This window comes from Mycobacterium cajalii (genome assembly GCF_045809005.2).
Classification (GTDB): Bacteria; Actinomycetota; Actinomycetes; order Mycobacteriales; family Mycobacteriaceae; genus Mycobacterium.
This window is the reverse complement of the sequence record NZ_CM141436.1, coordinates 2,539,685-2,558,544: the sequence shown is the minus strand read 5'-3', so window position 1 is coordinate 2,558,544 and position 18,860 is coordinate 2,539,685. Positions and strand designations below refer to the sequence as shown.

17 protein-coding genes are annotated in these 18,860 nt (G+C 63.1%); 5 read left to right on the top strand and 12 right to left on the bottom strand.

The window, feature by feature from the left end; translation table 11 throughout:
- Positions 1 to 15: 15 nt before the first annotated feature.
- From ACJ512_RS12330 to ACJ512_RS12305, 6 genes are all read right to left on the bottom strand, one after another.
- Complete coding sequence (locus tag ACJ512_RS12330; protein ID WP_407685900.1) at positions 16 to 792, bottom strand: glycosyltransferase family protein; 777 nt, start codon at positions 790 to 792, stop codon at positions 16 to 18.
- Positions 793 to 886: 94 nt separating this feature from the next.
- Positions 887 to 1,849 carry a glycosyltransferase family 2 protein gene (locus ACJ512_RS12325; RefSeq protein WP_407685899.1) on the bottom strand — a complete coding sequence of 321 codons (963 nt, stop codon included), beginning with the start codon at positions 1,847 to 1,849 and terminating at the stop codon, positions 887 to 889.
- Positions 1,850 to 1,904: 55 nt separating this feature from the next.
- Positions 1,905 to 2,669, bottom strand: coding sequence for a GAP family protein (locus ACJ512_RS12320; RefSeq protein ID WP_407685898.1), 765 nt, complete (start codon positions 2,667 to 2,669; stop codon positions 1,905 to 1,907).
- Between the two features lie 225 nt (positions 2,670 to 2,894).
- Entirely contained in the window at positions 2,895 to 3,992 is a 1,098-nt protein-coding gene (locus ACJ512_RS12315; RefSeq protein ID WP_407685897.1) for a glycosyltransferase family 4 protein, read from the bottom strand.
- Positions 3,989 to 4,954, bottom strand: coding sequence for a GDP-mannose 4,6-dehydratase (locus ACJ512_RS12310; protein ID WP_407685896.1), 966 nt, complete (start codon positions 4,952 to 4,954; stop codon positions 3,989 to 3,991). Before ACJ512_RS12310 ends, ACJ512_RS12315 begins: the two co-directional genes overlap by 4 nt.
- Positions 4,955 to 5,011: 57 nt before the next feature.
- Complete coding sequence (locus ACJ512_RS12305; protein WP_407685895.1) at positions 5,012 to 5,821, bottom strand: class I SAM-dependent methyltransferase; 810 nt, start codon at positions 5,819 to 5,821, stop codon at positions 5,012 to 5,014.
- A 653-nt stretch (positions 5,822 to 6,474) separates the two neighbouring features.
- Here ACJ512_RS12305 and gmd point away from each other — a divergent pair.
- From gmd to ACJ512_RS12285, 4 genes are read left to right on the top strand one after another with little or no spacing between them, the layout of a single operon-like run.
- On the top strand, positions 6,475 to 7,497 hold the full coding sequence (gene gmd, locus ACJ512_RS12300; protein ID WP_407685894.1) for a GDP-mannose 4,6-dehydratase: 1,023 nt from the start codon (positions 6,475 to 6,477) through the stop codon (positions 7,495 to 7,497).
- Positions 7,494 to 8,462: a GDP-L-fucose synthase family protein gene (locus ACJ512_RS12295; protein WP_407685893.1), complete on the top strand. Its 969-nt coding sequence runs from the start codon at positions 7,494 to 7,496 to the stop codon at positions 8,460 to 8,462. Before gmd ends, ACJ512_RS12295 begins: the two co-directional genes overlap by 4 nt.
- A gap of 59 nt (positions 8,463 to 8,521) precedes the next feature.
- On the top strand, positions 8,522 to 9,244 hold the full coding sequence (locus tag ACJ512_RS12290) for an FkbM family methyltransferase (protein WP_407685892.1): 723 nt from the start codon (positions 8,522 to 8,524) through the stop codon (positions 9,242 to 9,244).
- 5 nt (positions 9,245 to 9,249) lie between these two features.
- Positions 9,250 to 10,002 carry a glycosyltransferase family 2 protein gene (locus ACJ512_RS12285; protein WP_407685910.1) on the top strand — a complete coding sequence of 251 codons (753 nt, stop codon included), beginning with the start codon at positions 9,250 to 9,252 and terminating at the stop codon, positions 10,000 to 10,002.
- Here ACJ512_RS12285 and ACJ512_RS12280 read toward each other — a convergent pair.
- From ACJ512_RS12280 to ACJ512_RS12260, 5 genes are all read right to left on the bottom strand, one after another.
- Positions 9,914 to 10,918 (bottom strand): methyltransferase type 11, encoded by a 1,005-nt coding sequence (locus ACJ512_RS12280; RefSeq protein ID WP_407685891.1) that lies wholly within the window; start codon positions 10,916 to 10,918, stop codon positions 9,914 to 9,916. The genes ACJ512_RS12285 and ACJ512_RS12280 overlap by 89 nt on opposite strands.
- Positions 10,919 to 10,928: 10 nt before the next feature.
- Positions 10,929 to 11,900, bottom strand: a complete 972-nt coding sequence (locus ACJ512_RS12275; protein ID WP_407685890.1) for a UDP-glucuronic acid decarboxylase family protein — start codon at positions 11,898 to 11,900, stop codon at positions 10,929 to 10,931.
- Positions 11,901 to 13,238: a UDP-glucose dehydrogenase family protein gene (locus tag ACJ512_RS12270; RefSeq protein ID WP_407685889.1), complete on the bottom strand. Its 1,338-nt coding sequence runs from the start codon at positions 13,236 to 13,238 to the stop codon at positions 11,901 to 11,903.
- Between the two features lie 303 nt (positions 13,239 to 13,541).
- On the bottom strand, positions 13,542 to 14,177 hold the full coding sequence (locus ACJ512_RS12265) for an FkbM family methyltransferase (protein WP_407685888.1): 636 nt from the start codon (positions 14,175 to 14,177) through the stop codon (positions 13,542 to 13,544).
- 325 nt (positions 14,178 to 14,502) lie between these two features.
- Positions 14,503 to 16,395 carry a hypothetical protein gene (locus ACJ512_RS12260; RefSeq protein ID WP_407685887.1) on the bottom strand — a complete coding sequence of 631 codons (1,893 nt, stop codon included), beginning with the start codon at positions 16,393 to 16,395 and terminating at the stop codon, positions 14,503 to 14,505.
- Between the two features lie 231 nt (positions 16,396 to 16,626).
- Here ACJ512_RS12260 and ACJ512_RS12255 point away from each other — a divergent pair, with 231 nt between their 5' ends.
- A complete protein-coding gene (locus ACJ512_RS12255) occupies positions 16,627 to 16,839 on the top strand; it encodes a dodecin (protein WP_407685886.1) in 213 nt (70 codons plus the stop codon).
- Between the two features lie 54 nt (positions 16,840 to 16,893).
- On the opposite strand, the gene ACJ512_RS12250 is transcribed toward ACJ512_RS12255, so the two are convergent.
- The gene (locus ACJ512_RS12250) at positions 16,894 to 18,858 is read right to left on the bottom strand and encodes an SEC-C metal-binding domain-containing protein (RefSeq protein WP_407685885.1); all 1,965 of its coding nucleotides are present in this window, start codon (positions 18,856 to 18,858) and stop codon (positions 16,894 to 16,896) included.
- Positions 18,859 to 18,860 lie beyond the last annotated feature (2 nt).

The window sequence follows — 18,860 nt, the reverse complement described above, 5'->3', positions numbered from 1 at the left end:
GGGCGGCGGCGGCCGTCAGTCCGTCAGCTGGCGGCTCGCATCGTCGAGCGGAATGGGCTTGTGCCACTTGCGGTCATGCGCAATTCCGATCTGCCGCATGATGCCCAGCGCCGCGGGCAGGCCGTGCAGCCGGCGCAGCCCCTGCAGCATGGCCACGTTCGCATTGAGCGTGTAGCGCCAGGCGCCGAATCGCTCATTGGCGGTTTTGTGCCCGAAGTGGTTGATGTACGCCATCTCGGTGGTGTAGACGCCGAACCCCGCCTTGCGTGCACGTACCGCAAGTTCCAGGTCGAGCCCCCACATGTGGCTAAAGTTAACAAGGTCAAAACCGCTCGTTTCCTGCCAGCACTCGCGAGAAACCATCAGTGCCGTTCCCTCCACGGCGGGCACTACTCGATACTGTGGCCGGGGAAAGTAATCTGCGGCTTCGGGTTTCTGATCGTTTGTCGCGTAGGGGAATCCATAATCAAACATCGGCCCGACGATTCCGCTATCGGCGGGCAGCCTCGGATCGAGAAAAGCGCCGACGAACCCCTTGGAGAGCCGAGTATCGTTATTGAGCGTCATTGCGTGGGAGTAACCCTCGTCAAACGCAATCAGGAAGCCGTGTTCGCTACCGCCGGCCCAACCCAGGTTTTCCCCGGGCGTGCTGACCCGTTCGGTGCCGATCCGGGGATAGTCACCCCGGTTGTCCACGATCAGGTAGTCGGCGCCTTCGCGCTCCAAGTCGCCCACCACGGCGTGGGTGTACTCGTGTTGCCCGAACACCGGGACGATTATCAGAAGTGACACGAGGCTACCGTACCCCGGTGTCGGCTGTGCCGGTGCCCGATCGGGGATCGAAACAACGCATCGCCACACCGCGCAAATTCGAACAGCATTGCGGCTAAGCCCCTTTCGCCACCCAGTCGAGGGGGGCGTCGTGCTGGCATTTTGCCTGCGCGAAGCGCCGCGCGAACGCGAACTCGCGTACGGGCGCCGAAACCGCCGCTTTCAGGCGCGTCCACCGCTGGGGGCCCAGCACCGCGGCCAACAGCGGCAGCGGCAGCCACACGGGCAGCCACCACAGTCCCGCGATGACCCGAACGCCGGTCGGCGATGCCGGATCCACGATAAGCCAGGTGAGAATGCGCAGGTGGTCAAGCCAGTATCGCCGGCTTTTCATGACCATCGCCGTCTCCGTCATCCCCGTGTGGCTGCGCACCGATAGTTCGTGCGGGATGAAGCAGACGTCGCAGCGCAGCATCAGCCGCAACCACATGTCCAGGTCGACGAGTTGGTAGACGTCCTCGCGGAAGCCGCCCGCATCCAATGCCACCTGGCGCCGAAACATGACGCAGGTCGGTTCGCCGATCCAGTTTCCGTTTCCGCCCCGCAATGCGATCTGCGCGACAAGTGATGGGCCCCGATTGTGTTCCCGAAGCCACCAGAAGTGGCGGTGCATTGTGCCGTAGCGCCACTTCCACCACCGGTTGTCGCTGACCACCTGCCGCGGCGCAAAAGCCATGCCGACCGCTGGGTCGTCGAAGCATTTCACCAGTGTCCGCAGCGCCCCCGGGAGCAGCCAGTCGTCACCGTGGACGAACTGGACGTAGTCGCCGCGGGCCTGTTCCAGACACCGGTTGTGGTTGCCGTTGAGGCCGGCACGAGAGTGGTTGCGGATGAGCCGGTCCCCCGGCCTGAGCAGGCGCGCAACGACCGCGGCGCCGCCGTCGGAGGATGCGTCGTCGACAACGACGATCTCGAAGTCGATGCCGTCCTGGTCCAGGATGCTGCGCAGGCAGCGCTCGATCGTCGCGCCGTTGTTGTACATGGGTACGCACACCGAGACGCGGGGATGTCCGGGCATTTTATCGAGGCTGCAAACGTTCACCGATACCACGCTTAATGCGTCACGGCGCGGCTCAGAGACTCCCCAAGCCTTGGACCACGAACGAAACGCCGACCGTGCTGAGAGCGGCCTGGGTGATCCGATGACGGTGAGTCTGAATCAGATTATGCAGGGACTGCATTACGGCCTGTGTCTTATTGGGCATCGCAACGTAGGCGATGAGCGGAATCTCGATCACCGCAAGAAGGATCAGCGTGTATACGACGAATGCACCGATTTGGGTGCCGAGCGCTGCTCCCGACGCCATAATGATGGTTAGTACCACTATGCACTCATAGGGCGGCGTTGCCGATCCAAGTCCTACTACGAAAGCCGGCCAGACAGTGCCGCGCTGCAGAATATTGTTGGTGATGGCAGTCAAGTGCGCGAATACGTTCAGTACGCGCGACTGCGGGGGCGCTACGTCGCAGGTGTGACCGCCCGCTACCCCTGCCGCCACTCCAGCCCGAGCCCGCGCGCGCTTTCGCATCACCGGGACCACAACTGACAGCAGAGCAAGCACACCAAGAGTGATCTGAAGACCTCCGCCACTCAAGATTGCGACCGTGGATCTCAGGTGTGTAAGCACGGACATCACGCTGTGAATGACCAGGAGAACCACATCGCGCAGCCCGACGAGCACCGCAACGCCAAGAGCGACGCCCGCGACCATGCCGCCCAGCCAGCACGCGAACAGGTTGAGCATCGGCTTGGGCCGCGACACCAGGACAACCACGACCCCCAACCGCAGGGGATCGATCGCCATCCCGAAACCCAAAAACAGTACGGCAGTCCACATCAGAGGGGACGTTACCTTGATGCGACGCGTCTCGTGGCGTAACGCCCGGATTTGGACAGGCAGGTAGCAGCTAGCTGAGCCGGCCGCAAAGCGTCGGGCCGCGGTTACCAGGAGCGACCAATTTCGGGCAACTGCCTGCGGATCGAGAGGAACCACCTCCCCGCACGGGGTGACCCAAGGGCCATTCTTATGCAGGCATGCCTACCCAAGGGGCTGCGGCAGACCTCAGCTGAGCTCGCGGTAGATCTCGGCCGTTGCGGTCGCGCACTTTTCCCAGGAAAACGCGTTGAGACGGGCGTATCCCCGTGCTCGCAGGTCCGCCTGCAGTCCATCGCTCGTCGCGACGCGTTCCAGGGTCGCACGCAATTGCTCGGCGTCGTCGGGTTCGAAGAACAGTCCGGCATCCCCGACTACCTCTGGGATGGAGCCGGCATTGCTGCATACGACCGGGCAGCCATGGCTCATCGCCTCGAGAGGAGGAATGCCAAACCCCTCGTACTTCGATGGATATAGAAACGCAGCTGCGTGCCGATAGCGGGCTGCGAGTTCTCGATCGGACCCAGACTCGAACCGCACCCTACCGGCGATGCCGAGTCGAGCGATTTCTTGCTGTTCCTCAGGCAGTACCGGGTGTCCGCCGAAGACGATAAGTTCGAAATCCCGCAACACCACCGAGTTGGCATACGCCTGCAGGACAACCCCGAAGTTTTTGTATCCCCTGCGGTTCCCGACGTACAAAAGGGTGGGTCTGCGCGGACCGCTGCTTGGCTCCGTCAGGTCCGTCTCGTTGGTCATCGAATAACCGAGGTGCACAACGCTCGTACGCGCCGCATCGATACCCAAAATGCGCACGAGGTCCCGTCGGGTCGTCTCCGAAATGCAAACCACGTGGTCAGCGCGACCCACCGCGGCGCGCTTGGCAGCGGCCACCCGTTCTCCGTCTGGAAACTCGTCGGGAAAAAGCTCGTGGATCATGTCGTATACCGTCACCACACGATGCCGACCCCTGCCGACTGGTTTGGTGGCGAAATATGTCTCATGCACGATGTCCGGATTAACGCCTCGCCAGGCCAAAGGTACTGCGAACCGGTTGACCAGATCTACGGCGCGGGCGGCACTTCCGGACCTGTACGGCACATACCTGCCCCGGACAGCGGGATGGGCGGAATCAGCCGCCAGGTAGTTGTTAATGTGCAACGGAGCGATGATCGAGACGTCGGACACGATCTCGGACGGCAAGCGCCTAGCAAGTTCGAAAAAATACCGCGAAACGCCGCCATATCGCTGCTGCGCGAAGATCTGATGGTCGAACGCGACTTTCACCGGCTGTCAGCCCGAGCCCACTCGGCCTCCACCATCGCCTTGACTACGTCGCGCATCGTGTAGGTCGCCGTCCAACCGAGGACCTCCCGCGCTTTGGAGGCATCGCCGAGGCCTTCGGCCAGATCTGACGGCCGCCTCAAGGCATCCGAGAGATCTGTATGCTCGCGCCAATCGAGCCCCACCTGCTCGAAAGCCGCCGCCGCGAACTCGTCGAGCCTCCGACTCTCCCCAGTTGCGATCACGAAGTCAGAGCCAGTGTCTTGCTGCAGGATGCGCCACATCGCATCCACATATTCGGGCGCCCATCCCCAGTCTCGTTTGATCGCGACGTTACCCAACGTCAGACGCCAACGCTCGCCCCTGGCGATGCGCACAGCCGCCGCAATGATCTTCTTCGTCACGAAGCGCTCGGGACGCAGGGGAGACTCGTGATTGAACAAAATGCCGGTGCTGGCATGCAATCCGTATGCCACACGATAATTGGCGACCAGCCAGTGCGCCGTAGCCTTCGCCACTGCATACGGGCTGCAGGGGCTGAAGGGGGTTTTTTCGTTAGCCGCGCGTCCGCCAGTGTCTCCGAAGCATTCACTCGAGCCGGCGTTGTAGTAACGAATGGGCTTGTCCAGAAAGCGGATTGCTTCAAGTAGGTTGACCGTGCCTAGGGCAATGCTGTCAAGAGTCTCCACTGGTTGCTCAAACGAGAGGCCGACCGAACTCTGCCCAGCCATGTTGTAAATTTCTTCCGGATCGGTGCTGCGCAACACGTTCAGCACGCTGCGAAAGTCATTAAGAGCCATCGACTCCAGGCGCACACGATCGCGTATTCCGAGGCGAACCAGATTCGCGAACCCACCGACCTGCGCATCGCGCGAGGTGCCGAAGACCTCGTATCCCTTGTCAAGCAGCAGGCGCGCCAGGTAGGCGCCATCCTGACCCGAGATGCCGCAGATGAGCGCTCTCATCTCCTACCCTCGACCACTTCTGCGGGACGGGTCGGGCGGGGCGATGTGCGCAAACTACTACCCTCCATCGATACCCATGAGTTTCTCGTGGTCGGCCCAGGTGCGGGAGCCAAGGATGCGTGGCGGCAAGTTTCGCAGAAGTCCGGAAACCTGCGGCGAGCTGAGCAGACGCAAGGCTAGCGGGTTGAGTTTCGCCCGAGTCCAGACGTGCAGCGTACCGGAGCTGTGGAAACGCATGCCAAAACGCTTTCCGATGAGCTCCAGCGTTGATTTTTGATAGAAGCTAATGTGCTGCCCGGTGGCGAAACAGTAGTACCACCATGCCTCCGGAGCTGGGGGCTCGCCAGCGAAGAGTTCGGTGGTGAAGATGATCGTGTCGGTACCCGTGCTTTCTAGCAGCTCAGCGAGGAACGCGACCGGGTCCGGAAGATGCTCCATCACTTCGAATGCTGTGACCGCCGTGTATGGCAGGCGAGAACTTTCATCTGCCTCGAAACCACGCGCGGTGAGGTTGGGGCAGTACTTGTCTGTCCAGTAATAGTCGAAACCGAGGTCCCGCATAAGACGGGTGAAAATGCCGTAGCCGCCCGCGGCGTCCAGAAAACGGCCGCGCCGGTCGAACAAGAAGAACAGGACCAACGATGTCGCTTGGGCCAGGTCTAGGTTGCGCACTAGAATCCCCGTGTCAGCTGATGCCACCGGGCTGGCGTAGGCCTCCTCCAGCCAGTAGGGCTCCTCCGTCTGAAGGCCGCCGCAATTGGGACAGAAGTAGTACCGGCAGTCGTATTTGGCAAGGACCTTACGGGTGAACGCCAGCTGGGTGTTGGAAGTGCAGATCCGGCACAACACGGTATCGAACCCTCCCACGAGCCTTCTGCGGATCTGCAACCAAGAGGAACAGAAGGGTTACACCGTACGCTACGACCATCGCATCTGACACGCCCGACCAGCGCACGCAGGGAACCATTACTGTCGCCTTCGACCGCGGCCATCTTAGCAACGGCCTCCCTGCTGGCGCCGGTAATCGGTTCGCGGGCTCCCGGAGACCGTGGTCGCGGCCGACTTGCTCGGACGCCGGACTGAGCCCCGCCGCACCATCGGTCTTGATGACATCCGAACTGCCCCCTACTCCCAGCCTCGCGTTGAGGCGGGACGCAAACCATTGCGTACCTAGGCGCTTATGGCGCCGAACTCATATTCTGTCAATGGTCAAGTTCCTGTAGCGCAGTGGAAACCGTTGCTGTACGAAACGGCGCTGCCGGTTGTTTGACCTCACTCGATGGCCAGCTGGCCGGGGAAGCGCCATCGGATCGGCCTTGAACGTCGCCGCGGCAACGGGGCCTCCATCTCGTACACCACGGCGAACGCGAGCCAGCGCAGGCCATAACTCAGTGAGATCGCCTACCCCATCTACTATGAACCGAAGGCGCCCCGCCGTCTTGGCACTTATGGAGTCAGACAGCCACCAGGGGATGCCGGGAATCCGCTGACGAGCGTGCACTGACAGGAGTGGGAGCCGAATGAAGCGAGCGCTCATAACAGGGATTACCGGACAGGATGGGTCCTACCTCGCCGAGTTGCTGCTACGTAAAGGATATGAGGTCCACGGCCTCATCCGTCGCGCCTCGACGTTCAACACCTCGCGCATCGATCACCTCTATGTCGACCCGCACGACGCGGGCGCCCGCCTGTTTTTGCACTACGGCGACCTGATCGACGGCACTCGGCTGGTCACTTTGCTCAGCACTATCGAACCCGACGAGGTCTACAACCTCGCGGCGCAGTCCCACGTGCGAGTCAGTTTCGACGAACCGGTACACACCGGTGACACCACGGGCATGGGATCCATGCGTCTGCTCGAGGCAGTGCGCCTGTCCAAGGTGCACTGCCGCTTCTACCAGGCGTCGTCCTCGGAGATGTTCGGGGCGTCCCCGCCGCCACAAAGCGAGCAGACACCGTTCTACCCGCGGTCGCCCTACGGCGCGGCGAAGGTCTACTCGTACTGGGCAACGCGCAACTACCGCGAAGCCTATGGGCTGTTCGCCGTCAACGGCATCCTGTTCAACCACGAATCACCGAGACGCGGTGAGACGTTCGTGACCCGCAAGATCACGCAAGCGGTGGCGCGGATCAAGGCCGGCCAACAGTCCGAGCTCTATATGGGCAATCTCGACGCCGTCCGCGACTGGGGCTACGCGCCGGAGTACGTCGAGGGAATGTGGCGAATACTGCAGGCGCCCGAACCCGAGGACTTCGTGCTGGCGACGGGGCGCGGGTACACCGTGCGCGAGTTCGCCCAAACCGCGTTCGAGCATGCCGGGCTCGACTGGCAGGAGCACATCAAGTTCGACGAACGCTACCTGCGGCCCACCGAGGTGGATTCGCTGATCGGCGATGCCTCCAAGGCGTCGGAGAAGCTGGGATGGAAAGCCTCCATCCACACCGCCGAGCTGGCACGGCTGATGGTCGACGCCGACATCGCCGCTTTGGGGTGCGAGGGCACGCCATGGATCGACACGCCGACCCTTCCCGGCCAAACATGAAAGCCAACAACACGATTGGCGTCCTAGACCGGGCGGCACCGGTCTACATCGCTGGGCATCGCGGGCTGGTGGGGTCCGCGCTCGTGCGCAGGTTTCGCGACGAGGGATTCACCAACCTGGTGGTGCGGCCACGTTCGGATCTCGACTTGACCGATCGGGCCGCGACGTTCGACTTCATGCTCGACGCCAAGCCGCGGGTGGTGATCGACGCGGCGGCCCGAGTCGGCGGCATCCTGGCCAACAGCACCTATCCGGCCGATTTTCTCTCCGAGAACCTGCAGATCCAGGTCAACCTGCTCGACGCCGCCCTCGCCGCCGGGGTGCCGCGACTGCTGTTCTTGGGCTCCTCGTGCATCTACCCGAAGCTCAGTCCGCAACCGATCCCGGAGAGCGCGCTGCTCACCGGCCCGCTGGAGCCCACCAACGACGCCTATGCGATCGCCAAGATCGCCGGCATCCTGCAGGTGCAGGCCATGCGGCGCCAGCACGGACTGGCATGGATCTCGGCGATGCCGACGAATCTATACGGCCCGGGCGACAACTTCTCCCCGACCGGCTCGCACCTGCTGCCCGCGCTGATCCGCCGCTACGACGAGGCCAAAGCCGCCGGGGCGCCGTCGGTCACGAACTGGGGCACCGGGACACCCCGACGCGAGCTGCTGCACGTCGACGACCTGGCCGCCGCATCACTGTTCCTGCTGGAGCACTACGACGGACCCGGTCACGTCAACGTGGGCACCGGCGTTGATCACTCCATCGCCGAGATCGCCGGAATGGTGGCCGCGGCGGTCGGCTACTCGGGCGAAACCCGCTGGGATTCAACCAAACCGGACGGCACACCCCGCAAGCTGCTGGACGTCTCCGTGTTGCGAGAGGCCGGATGGTCACCACACATCGCGCTGCGTGAGGGCATCGAAGCCACGGTCGCGTGGTATCGGGAGAACGCCGCCGCGGCGAGGCGATGATTCGGGCGCAAGGCGACCCGCGATTCTGCGCAACCTCATTGGTTTGTTACTGTCGTGCAATGGGTTTGCTGCACCGTGCCCGTATGCTCACCGGCATAGCGGTGTCGCGCTACTATCCTGAGCTGGACTCGACGCGCAATTTCATCAACCAGCTCACATCACACCACGTAGACGTAGTCCTAGATATCGGGGCCAACTCGGGGCAATACGCCGCCGGGCTCCGCAAGGCGGACTTCAAAGGCCGCGTGGTCTCGTTTGAACCGCTTGCCGGGCCGTTCTCGCTCCTGAACGCCAGGGCGTCGAAGGATCCGCTTTGGGAGTGTCGCCAATACGCGCTTGGCGACAGCGATGGGACGATTCAAATAAACGTCGCAGGGAACGCAGGGGAAAGTAGTTCCGTGCTGCCAATGCTGAAGAGTCATCAAGACGCATTCCCTCCGGCAAATTATGTCGGCACGGAAGAAGTGCCAATCCGCCAGCTAGATTCCGTCGCGGCGGAAGTTCTGACGCCGCGCGACGTAGCTTTTCTCAAGGTCGATGTGCAAGGATTCGAAAAACAAGTGCTCGCGGGCGGTGAGTCCACGGTGAGTGATCGTTGCGTCGGCCTGCAACTAGAGCTCTCATTCACCCCGCTGTACGAAGGCAGCATGCTTATTCGCGAAGCTTTGGATCTCGCTTATTCCTTGGGCTTTACGCTTACCGGATTGGTGCCCTGCTTCACAGATATGCGTAATGGGCGGATGCTGCAGGCAGATGGCATCTTCTTTCGTGAAAGCGATTGACTGAAATGCCTACGGCAGCACCGCTTTTCTCGATCGTCGTGCCGACCTTCAACGTGGAATCGTCCCTACGAGCATGCCTCGACAGCATCGCGGGCCAAACGCACAATGACTTCGAAGTGGTCCTGGTTGACGGTGCATCGACGGACGGGACCCGCGATATCGCGGACAGCTATGCCCCTATCCTCGGCAGGCGTCTCGTCGTTCACAGCGGCCCCGACCAAGGCCCCTACGACGCCATGAACAAAGGCATCGGGCTGGCCAGCGGCGCTTGGTTGATTTTTCTGGGCGCTGACGACACCCTTCACGAGGCGGAGACACTGGCCAAAGTAGCGGCCTTCATCGACCAACACGAGCCCAGCGATCTGGTTTACGGCGACGTGGTGCACCGCTCAGATTCAGCACGTTATGCCGGCGAGTTCGACCTCGACCGCTTGCTATTCGACATCAATATATGCCACCAGTCGATCTTCTACCGCCAGGAGCTGTTCGCCGGTATCGGACCCTACAATCTGCGCTATAAGCTCTGGGCCGATTGGGATTTCAACGTCCGTTGCTTTTCCAACCCAGCACTGGTCACCCGGTATATGGACATTATCGTCGCGGACTACAACGACATGTCCGGACTCAGCAGCAAGCAGGACCAGGAATTCAAGAAGCGGCTGCCGAGGTTCATCGTGGCGGCGGCTTTGGAGATGATTCGCCGTCGGCTGCCTCGGAGACAGAAGAACGCACTCGGCCATGCGGCATCGCCCTCCTGATCAGCAGTCTGAGCGCCGACGCGGCGGCGTTCACCCCATACGGCAGGTTGTTCGAGTGAGCGATCCGCAGCCTTGCCTCAAGCTGATCGTTGTCGGAGCACGCCAACACGGTCGTCGGATGGGCCAGCGGGAAGTCGAGTTCCTCGGCCACCAGTGAAGCGTAGACGGTGCCACCTTTTGTGTGCGTCGCCTCTGCATGGAAGCCGATGTTCCGTACGAGATTCCGCGCAGGACTAACACTCAGGCCGGAATTCGCCCATATGCTGTAGACCCATTGATAGTCCCAGGTATCGATGTTGCCGTCATATACGCTTTGGAAGGCGGATTCCCAGTGATCGCGCTCGCTCATGGTCGGAAGATACTGGTCGAAAAGCCGCCTTTCTTTGATCTCCGGCCAGTCGGACATGTTGAGGTCGTACTTCTGCCAGGCCCGTTTCCACGTGGCCCATCCCCACACGTGCGGATACCGGGAGAAATAATAACTATCCGCCGTCTGCGCTTGTCCAAATAGATGATTGTCCCCGGAAATCATCATGACGCGCTCGTCTGCCTCATAGCGATCAAGCAGGTTGGCACAGTAGTGAAAGAACGATGCAGATGGAATGCAGTCGTCCTCCAAGATGACCGCCTTGTCGACGAGTTCGAAGGCCCAAGTGATGCCTGTGGAGACACGAAGCCGGCAGCCCATGTTCGTCTCCGAAAAGTTCCTTTGAACGTCGCAATCCCAGTCGACTCCGTCGATGATTCCGCGTGTCGCCAGGCACTTCTCAGCCTCTCCGGGCCTGTTCTCGCGGGGCCCGTCGGCGACCACCAGCAGCTTCCTCGGCTTCGCCGCCCTAATCGCCTCGAAGACCTGCCTCGTGGTATCCGGCCGGTTGAAGATGATGAAGACGACCGGGGTCGTCGTTGCTGTCACAGTCCCGTCCTTAAACCGATTCTGAAGACGCGGGGCGCCCTTCAGTCATCCCCCTGAAATACTCGATAGTGCGCGCAACTCCCTGCGCAAATGGGATCTGCGGACGCCAGCCCAGCACGGATTCAGCGAGATTGATGTCTGGTTTCCGCTGTCTCGGGTCATCCGGCGGCAGGGGCTGGTAGACGATCTCCGAGCCGGAGCCAGTCATTTCCTTGATCAGAGTGGCAGCCTCGTTAGCGGTGAATTCCCCTGGGCTGCCAAGATTGACGGGCCCAGTGAATGACGGACCGCTCGCGGCCATTTTCATCAGCCCCTCTATAAGGTCGTCGACATAGCAAAACGACCGAGTCTGGCTGCCGTCACCGAAAACGGTGATCGGTTCACCCCGCAGCGCCTGGTCGATGAACCGCGACACGATCCGGCCATCTTCGGGGTCCATCCGTGGACCGTAGGTGTTGAAAATCCTAACTATCTTGATCCGGACACCGTAACGACGCGCGTACTCAAGCATCAGCGTCTCCGCAACACGCTTGCCCTCGTCATAGCAGCTGCGTACGCCGAAGCAGTTCACGTTGCCCCAGTAGCCCTCGACCTGAGGATGAACCGTGGGGTCCCCGTAGACCTCGCTAGTCGATGCCTGCAATATTGTCGCGGCCTTGTCGCGCGACAATTCGAGCAAGTTCCTCATCCCCACGTAATTCGTCTCGAGCGTGAACAGAGGATCTCGCTGATAGGTGAGCGGCGAAGCGGGACAGGCCATGTTGAAGATGACATCTAGTGGGCCCGCCACAGCCGCATCTATCGGCCGCGTGATGTCGTGCTCGAAGAACCGGAAGCCCGAGTCACTCTCAAGGTGCTTGATATTCTCGCGGCGGCCGGTGCAGAAGTTGTCGAGCCCGAGCACCTCGAAGCCGTCGTGGCGAAGACGATCGCACAGGTGGGATCCCAGGAACCCGGCAGCGCCCGCGACGAGGGCTTTCACTTATTTGCTCTCCTTAGAGTCCCAGTTCCGGCCCATGCCGTAGTAATCAAACCCCTCGGCCCGAAGGCGCTTAGGATCATAGATGTTTCGCCCATCGAACACTACGTAGCCACGCATTATCGACTTGAGGCGCTGCCAAGATGGCCGATGAAACTGCTTCCACTCCGTGACCAGCACCAGGGCGTCGGCGCCGTCGACGGCCTCGTACATGTTGTCGGCGTACTCAATCGAAGCTCCTAACACCTTCTTCGCCTGCAAGGTCGCTTCGGGATCGAAGGCCCGCACTTCCGCCCCGAGTTCGACGAGCCTGCTCGCGACGGTTACGGAAGGCGCCTCCCGCATATCATCGGTCTGGGGCTTGAAGCTGAGGCCCCAGAGTCCGAAACGCAAGCCTTCCAGGCTTCCCGCAGGCGGCTCGCTCCGGAAATGGGCGACGATCTTGGATACGAGGGTGGCTTTCTGGCCGGCGTTGACCTGCTCGACAGCGCGCAGCAATTGCATGTCCGAACCGAGACCGGCGGCCGTATGTATGAGCGCCTGAACATCTTTCGGCAAGCAGGAGCCACCATAGCCCACCCCGGGGAATAGAAATTCGTAGCGGATGCGCCGGTCCGCGCCGATCGCCTCACGCACCGCCGAGATGTCGGCGCCGGCCTTTTCGCACAGGTTCGAGATCTCGTTGATGAAAGAGATCTTCGTTGCGAGAAAACAGTTCGCCGCATATTTCGCCATTTCGGCGCTTCTGATGTCCATGGTGATCAGAGGATTGAAAGTGCGCAGAAACGGCTCGTAGAGCTCTCTCATGGCCTCGATGGCGCGCTTCGAGTCGCTGCCGACTACCACGCGGTCGGGCTTCATGAAATCGCTGATCGCGGTGCCCTCTTTGAGGAATTCGGGATTGGACACGACGTCGAAATCGTGCTTGGCCTTCCAGCGGATGATCGCCCGAACCTGGTCGGCCGTGCCCACCGGGACGGTCGACTTGTCCACGACGACCTTATAGCGGTCCATATGTGAGCCGATGTCTTCGGCCGCGGAATACACGTACGTGAGGTCGGCCTCGCCGCTCTCACTCATCGGCGTTGCGACGGCGATGAAGATCACGTCTCCGTGCTCGACCGCTCGGCGGCGATCGGTCGTAAAGTCGATGCACCCGCTCTCCCGGTTGCGTTCGATCAGCTCAGCCAGGCCTGGCTCGTAGATCGGAACTCCTCCGGCTAGCAGTAGGTCTACCTTGGCTTGGTCGATATCGACGCAGACGACGTCGTTGCCACTGTCCGCCAGGCAGGCACCCGTGACGAGGCCGACGTAGCCGCACCCGATCACCGAAATCTTCAAGATGACCCCTTCCCCGCTCGATCGGATCGCCGCCCATACTCTCGCAACGTGCCAGGTGCCCGTGCGGCTTTCGCCCGGATCCGAGGGCCTTTTTCCGGCATTGACCGAATCTCGCCCATTCCCGGCGACCAACGGTGCAAGCAGGGAACCTCGACCTACTTCGGTGGGGCAGCTGGTTTGCTACATGGTGAAGTACCTGAATGCCTCGGGTCGTGGGTTATGCAGTGCCGGTGGCCGCTCACAAGGAGTCCGATACGGGATTCGGTACACCGGGCAGGCGTGGTGGAGCCGGGAGAGGGGCGGTCATCGGGAGTCCCCGGCTTGATAAAACGCAGTATTGACGGTCTTGGCGATGAAGTGGTAACCGACGGAGGACATAAATTCCGACACCGGCCCCTGCATCGCTTCCTCTACGGTCATGCCCAGGCATTCAGCGAGGACGTACGTAGGCCGAAAGGCCGACCAATCGTTGGATCTCAAGACGTCCAAGTCTCTACCTTCGACGTCGACGGTCAGGAAGGACGGTACATTGCCGTGCGGCAGGCAACCGCCCAACACCTCGTTGAGCGGCGAAACGCGCACATCGATGACCTTTTGGATCTTGTATGGAGCGACGTCGCGGCTCTCCGAAAGCTCTCGATCGAACGAGTTGAGAGCGGGCTCGTTGAACACGTAGAAAGGGATCGAGCCTGCAGTAAGCCCAATGCCGGCCTCTACGTTGGTATCTCGAGGCCGGCATCTTTCGAAAAGGCGCATCGAGCCTGGCATAGCGTCGATGTTCACACCCCGCCACCCGCGACGATAGAACAGAAAGGTATTCGAAAACCGCATCGGATGGAGCGCACCAACATCGACGTAGAAGCCCTCGCGAGCCGAGTCGAACAGCCTAGCGAGGATCCGGTCCTCGCCTTCCTGGGAGTAGGAGCGCTCGCCGGTCACCAACCTCGGTGATCTGACTGCGCCGAGCACCAGCGGTGGCGACGAACGCAATCGCCGCCCGAGCGCGCCAACCCAATCCCATCTCATCATCCTGATAGCAACGCCCTGACTCTAGATAAGCAGACCGGCCGAACTGGCGATCCACCCGATCAACACGACCGCGGACAGACACTAACTGATCAGGGTCGACTGCGCGCTCCAAACGGCAGATTCTCGACCGTCGAGGCCGTGGTCGCACGCCCGGACCGCCGCCTACAATCGCCGCGATTCAACGGATCCTAAGGCGGCAAGCCCTGTCAAGGACATCCCTGGCCAACTAGCTGCGTCAAGCTCCATGGCCGCCAGGAACTTCAACGCTGACCCCTACCGGAGGGGGGACAAACCGGACGAGGCGGCCGTTGCGCCAGATCACGAATGCGAGGCTAGGGCTATCTAGAGGGACATCGACCGTCACGTCGAGGGATGTGGGCAGACGACCCTCGACGGTGCGGACGGTCAGCGCAGCACCGGTGAGTTCCACGTGGCGACCAACCCGAGGGGCCTCGCGGAGCGAATCCCACCCGCCGGGTCCATGTGCGCCGCCGACAACGTCCAGCCGGAAACTGGCCACGCCGGTGCGCGTAAAGCGATGGTCGCTGTCGCTGATGGATAAGATGTGCCAACCACTCAACGCCTGTGGCTGAAGCGCCTGGGCGATCGCACCGGCGTAGAACGCTTCCATATCAGGGGCCGCCAGAACGATCACGTGATGTGTTGCAGAATGGTCGAACTCGGCTCCGACGAAGGCATCGCTTTCCCCGCGGGCATCATCGGCAAGTTGCGTGGTGGCGACCACGAACACCACTGGGGCAAGGACGAGGTGTACCCCAACGAGAAACCAGCGCCCAGCGCGCAGCGTCGATTGCGGGCGTGCGGCGGCCAGTTGCTGGCTGCCGCGGTAGATCAAGATGGCAACGAACAACGCGCTTGCGATGCTCGGAAAGAGCATCAACCGCGCACTGGGAGGGCCAGCTGTCAACACCAACGCGAACACAGCCCCCGGGAGCAACCACCGCAGCGCGGCTTGCTCCGCATCGCAGACGGCAGGCCGCGCGAGCCGATAGAGCGCAAACGCGATAAGCGCGGCGCCAAATCCAAGCACGACGAAAATAACCGCCGGCACCGCCTGGGCCGCCTCTGGAATCCCCGATAACGCGATACCCACCAACATGGGGACCCGCTGAGCGGCGGCACGCAAGAAACCGAGTGGTTCTTTGGTGGGATCGAAATATGCACCGCCGCGCGAGCCGAAACCGAAAAATGTATAGACGCCTAAATAAACCGTGGTGATCGCAACTACCGGCATGCTCGAGAACAGGCGCGAGCGGGGCGACGACCGCTCGGGCGGTGCCGGGCCTAACGCGTCGAAAGCCAGCCAGTAAACGACAGCGCCCACACCGGCCTCGCTGCCGAGCAACGCCGCGACGACGCCGATCGGGCCAAGCCAGAGACCCGGGCCCCAACCCTCGCGGACGAATCGCACGTGGGCAGCGAGGCCGAGCACCGCCGGGATAGCAGCGACCACGAAGTGGCGGGACGAGATCCAGTCGACGGGCATCACATGATGCGGGTCGACGGCAAAGAGCAGAGTTGCGAGCGTCGCCGTCACTGCCGACGAGCCTGGTCGGCGCACGCCGAGAGCGATGTGGAAAAAGAGGCCCACACACAGAACAAGTCCGACGTAGAGCAGCACCGAGGTGATGTGGTAGCCCGCCGCGTGGTAACCCCAGAGACTGTGGTCAAGAGCAAACACGAGACTCGTCAGCGGCCGGAAGAAGTGCATCGTCGAACCGGGATCGCTGAACCACGGAGTCGGCCCGTCCCGAATCTGTCGTTCGACCTCGGTGCGGTCGGAAGCAAAATGATAGAGGTCGAGCGGAGACCGGTGTGCAAGGGACGGCACCTTATGCTCGATTTCGACGATCAAACTGTAATCATCCGCGTAAAAGCCCACCCACAACGTGGGCACGACGACAAGCGCCGACAGCACGACGATCGCGGCGAACGTTCGCGGAAGCCCAAACAGCTGGATAAACCGGATAAACCGGCTAGGAGGTCCCGCGGCGGCCAACGTCGAGCCCGGGTCCGATGAACTCTGGCGTTCCCGGGCGGCCGGCGCCGATAAGCGCTCCCGCAACGTCGAAACCCCGCGTCGACGCATCCCGAGGGGTCGGCTCACTTTTCCCCCTTTTTCTCCCGCGAAACGGCAGCGGAACACAGCGAACCCCACCGCAGTTGCCTCGGAGCGTAACCCGAACCGCCCCGTTGTCGGACCCGAATCGCAAACTCTTCATCCACCGGCCAGCAACCTACGAGCGATCGATGCGTCTGCCGAGCCAGCAACCGATCCGCCGAGACACAATCCCGATCTGTGCAGCCTTCGCGAACCGGCCGGTGCGAAGGTAGAGCGATGAACAATCACACCTATCGCGTGATCGAGATAGTCGGAAGTTCACCCGACGGCGTAGACGCGGCTATCCGCAACGGCCTGGCACGAGCGGCGCAGACGATGCGCAACCTGGACTGGTTCGAAGTGGAGTCGATTCGCGGCCACCTGGAGGACGGAGCCGTCGGCCACTACCAGGTGACCATGAAAGTCGGCTTCCGCCTCGAAGACTCGTAGAGCCGATCAGGCAGCAGTCGGTGACGGTCGCGGCCAACCCGCGGGCCGCCTCGGCTACCGTACCGGCGGGGCGAACCGGCGCGACAGGGCCGCGACGAGGTCCACCGGGTCGGGCTCGTCGTCGAGCAGCGCGATCAGCTCGTCACGCTCGCCCGGTGACACCGGCTCCATCCCGCCGAAGATCTGCATCGTCTCCCCCGCGGGAACGACGCGGGCGCAATAGCATTCGCCCACCCGCACCCGCGCGCTGGCGGTGCGCTCGCGCACCTCGCACACCTCACCGGTGCGCACGTCACGCAGCAGGAATCCCTGGCCGGGTGACACGTCGAGCACCTCGTGCACCGAACGCCGCACGAGCAGCCACTGCTCGGCCAGCGCGCGCTCGTCGTCGGGCAACAGGAACCCGCGCGTGTCGAGGAACTCGGCGAACGCCCCGCCCTCGAACAGCACCGCATCGCAGACCAGCGGATCGCCGAACGCGGCGACGAGCGCCTCGGGGTCGTCCCCGTACTGCGCCCGGGCCTCGGCGGCGTCGACGAACAGGGACCCGAACGCTCCGTCGAGCAGGTCGGTGGTGGCCTTCTGGTACAGCCATGCGGCCCGCTGCTCGAGCGGCAACTGCTCGCGGTTGAGGTGGCACGCCTTGTATTTGCGGCCCGACCCGCACCAGCAGCGTTCGTTGCGGCCCAGGCCGGCCCGGGGCGCCGGGCGGAACCGCTCGAACAGTTGCACCAATTCGTCGTCGTCGGGCGCCCCCGCGCGGCGCAGCAGCGCCAGGCCACGCTCGGCGTCGCCGCGGTCGCCGGCATAGCGGGCCAGCGACAGCAGTGTCAGCGGCCACGACGGATCCAGCGACTCGGCGGTGTGCAGCGTCGCTTCCGCTTCCTCGCAGCCGCCGAGCGCCTCGAGCGCCTTGGCCCGCATCCAGCGCAGCGCGGGACACGCCGCGCGCGGCGCCAGCGGCTCCGCCGTCTCGGCGAAAACACCCAGCGCGGCGGCGGATTGGTCGTCGTGCACGTCCATCTCGTCCAGCGCGGCGGCCGCGACGGCGGGCTCGGCCAGCGACTCCAGGGCGGCAGCGGCGATCTCCCGGTCGAGATCCAATGCCACCTCGCCATCCGCGGGCGGCGCGGTCTCCGCGCTCCGCATGCCCTCGACCGCGTCGAGAACCTGTTCGTAGATTCCCACCACGGCCAGCACGGCCAGGGCCTCGTCGTCGTCGAGCTCGTAGCGCTCTTTGATCGACTCGATCCGGGCGTCGAGTCGCCACTCGGCGAAATCGAAACCGGCACGGGCGATCCAGTCGCCCTCGCAGGCCAGCCCGCTGGTCGCCAGCAGCTCGCTCAGCGGCGTGGTCGGCTCCCGGAACAGGCCCTCGTCGTCGGCGCACGCCGTCCACACCGCGTTGTCGAGCACCTCGGGCCGGTCGGGGTGTTCCTCGAGCAGGGCGGCCAGCGCCGCGCCGCCGGCCGAGGGAGCCGGCCCCACGACCACCGTGAGGTCGAAACCGTCGGCGGTGACCCGCAACCCGACGAGATCGCCCGCGCGGACCCCGAGGCCGGCCAGGCACCCCGGCGGCAGCAGCAAGGCCCCCTCGCCGCCGACCGCGGCCGCGGGCACCCCGCGCGCGGCCAAGGCGTCCGCGTCCTCGTCGAGCAGCGCAAACGCGTCGCCGATCGGTGCGCCGTCGGCGAGCCGCCGGTAGGCGTCCAACTCGGTCAGCATCGACACCGGCGCCAGGTCGGGGCCCCACTCGATCAGGTCGTGGGCGACCTCGGCCTCACCCAGGCGGTGGGTGAACACCCTGCCGTCGAGCACCGCCGGAATCAGCGCCCACCGGCCGTCGGCCAGGGGCATGACCAGATCGGCGTTCCCGTCGAGGGCCTCCGCGAGCGTCGCCTCGGCATCGTGCCCGAGGTCGACGCCGTCGGCGACCAGCGCGTCGTGCAGGTCGTCCTCGGTCATGGGGCCGCGCGCCGACAGAACCTGGCGCACCGCGGCGTCAATCGCGTCGAACATCG

Coding starts and splice junctions, on each gene's coding strand:
- ACJ512_RS12325 (WP_407685899.1), bottom strand. CDS start 1,849: ATGCCCGGACATCCCCGCGTCTCGGTGTGCGTACCCATGTACAACAAC.
- ACJ512_RS12320 (WP_407685898.1), bottom strand. CDS start 2,669: ATGTGGACTGCCGTACTGTTTTTGGGTTTCGGGATGGCGATCGATCCC.
- ACJ512_RS12310 (WP_407685896.1), bottom strand. CDS start 4,954: ATGAGAGCGCTCATCTGCGGCATCTCGGGTCAGGATGGCGCCTACCTG.
- gmd (WP_407685894.1), top strand. CDS start 6,475: ATGAAGCGAGCGCTCATAACAGGGATTACCGGACAGGATGGGTCCTAC.
- ACJ512_RS12295 (WP_407685893.1), top strand. CDS start 7,494: ATGAAAGCCAACAACACGATTGGCGTCCTAGACCGGGCGGCACCGGTC.
- ACJ512_RS12290 (WP_407685892.1), top strand. CDS start 8,522: ATGGGTTTGCTGCACCGTGCCCGTATGCTCACCGGCATAGCGGTGTCG.
- ACJ512_RS12285 (WP_407685910.1), top strand. CDS start 9,250: ATGCCTACGGCAGCACCGCTTTTCTCGATCGTCGTGCCGACCTTCAAC.
- ACJ512_RS12255 (WP_407685886.1), top strand. CDS start 16,627: ATGAACAATCACACCTATCGCGTGATCGAGATAGTCGGAAGTTCACCC.
- ACJ512_RS12250 (WP_407685885.1), bottom strand. CDS start 18,858: ATGTTCGACGCGATTGACGCCGCGGTGCGCCAGGTTCTGTCGGCGCGC.